The following is a 1,116-nucleotide window of genomic DNA, read 5'->3' on the forward strand; positions in this document are numbered from 1 at the left end:
ACCACTTCCTTTAATTAAGTCTGCTTTATACGAATTGAGGCAAATGTTTGTAAAGAGATTTTATAAGGAGACACAATTCTCTTGACAAGTGTCGCTGTGAACGCGGGAGAAATTGCGTTTAATATATGGACACTTCTTTCATCCCCCTCTACAACAAAATCGTAAACTAACTGCAAGTTTCTTATATCAACAAGCTGAGCTCTTATTCCTGGAATACCCCAGTGAGTGAATCCAGTGACGTCGAATTCTTTTACAAGTTTTGATGCTTCAACCAACATGTAACTTTCCAAATATTTTTTAATCTCATTATAAGCTATTTTTCTGAATTTTTCGTTTTAAAAAAGTTTTATATCCCATTTTAAAAATTTCAAATAGTTCGGAAAGGTTGAATCTTCACAAACCTTGATAGTTTTCTCTCCAAAAACAAGGTGTTGCTGTTGGCCCATTTTTAATTGTTCCATCAACCTTTATAGTGTAATGAATACCTAAGAAAGGATTTTTAAGATTGGGAACAGGATAAATATTCCTTTTTATGTTTAACTTAGATCCTTTATATTCAATATAAATCCCTTTAAAGGGATTTAAAATATAATCTTTGCCAAAGCCAAATTCTTTTGCAATTCTATCAGCGTAAAGTCCCGCAGCATTAACTACTTTATCTGCTTGAAAAAGAAGTAATGCTAAAAGCCTTAAAAAGTTTAAAAATAAAGCCTCAATTAGTTCTGATAGATGATCCTTATGTTATTCCTGAATATAAGGGTTTACAGAAAGCCATAGTTGATGGAGATAAAGTTTGTCTTTCAATCTCAGTTGCCTCAATTTTAGCAAAAGTTGCACGAGATAAATATATGGAAAAAATCGACGAGCTTTATCCTCAGTATGAATTTTCAAAACATAAAGGCTATGCAACGAAACTTCATTTTGAAAAAATTAAAAAATATGGGCTTTCTTCCATTCACAGAACTTATTATAGGTGTTTTAAATATGATAAAAATTAAGAAGTTATTTCAAAAACTTACTTGTAGGGAGTAGAATATAAATTGTGTCTTTTAATAAAATATTTTAGAGGCATAATAAAAATTTTTAATATTTTTTAAATTAATGATAACATAAAAC

The 1,116-nt window shown here is 29.7% G+C and carries 3 protein-coding genes; 1 reads left to right on the forward strand and 2 read right to left on the reverse strand.

Going from position 1 to position 1,116, the window contains the following annotated elements; genetic code table 11:
• Positions 1-14: 14 nt before the first annotated feature.
• The gene (locus G580_RS11155) at positions 15-278 is read right to left on the reverse strand and encodes a hypothetical protein (protein ID WP_028841805.1); all 264 of its coding nucleotides are present in this window, start codon (positions 276-278) and stop codon (positions 15-17) included.
• 115 nt (positions 279-393) lie between these two features.
• Positions 394-717: an FAD-dependent oxidoreductase gene (locus G580_RS12010; protein ID WP_156874818.1), complete on the reverse strand. Its 324-nt coding sequence runs from the start codon at positions 715-717 to the stop codon at positions 394-396.
• Between G580_RS12010 and G580_RS10705 the strand changes: the two genes are divergently transcribed.
• On the forward strand, positions 678-998 hold the full coding sequence (locus G580_RS10705) for a ribonuclease H family protein (protein ID WP_038041997.1): 321 nt from the start codon (positions 678-680) through the stop codon (positions 996-998). The two genes, G580_RS12010 and G580_RS10705, sit on opposite strands and share 40 nt — an antisense overlap.
• The last annotated feature ends 118 nt before the right edge of the window (positions 999-1,116 follow it).

The organism is Thermodesulfobacterium hveragerdense DSM 12571, from assembly GCF_000423845.1.
GTDB lineage: Bacteria > Desulfobacterota > Thermodesulfobacteria > Thermodesulfobacteriales > Thermodesulfobacteriaceae > Thermodesulfobacterium > Thermodesulfobacterium hveragerdense.

Excerpts from the sequence above, each read along its gene's own strand:
- G580_RS11155 (WP_028841805.1), bottom strand. The coding sequence starts at position 278 with ATGTTGGTTGAAGCATCAAAACTTGTAAAAGAATTCGACGTCACTGGA.
- G580_RS10705 (WP_038041997.1), top strand. The coding sequence starts at position 678 with ATGCTAAAAGCCTTAAAAAGTTTAAAAATAAAGCCTCAATTAGTTCTG.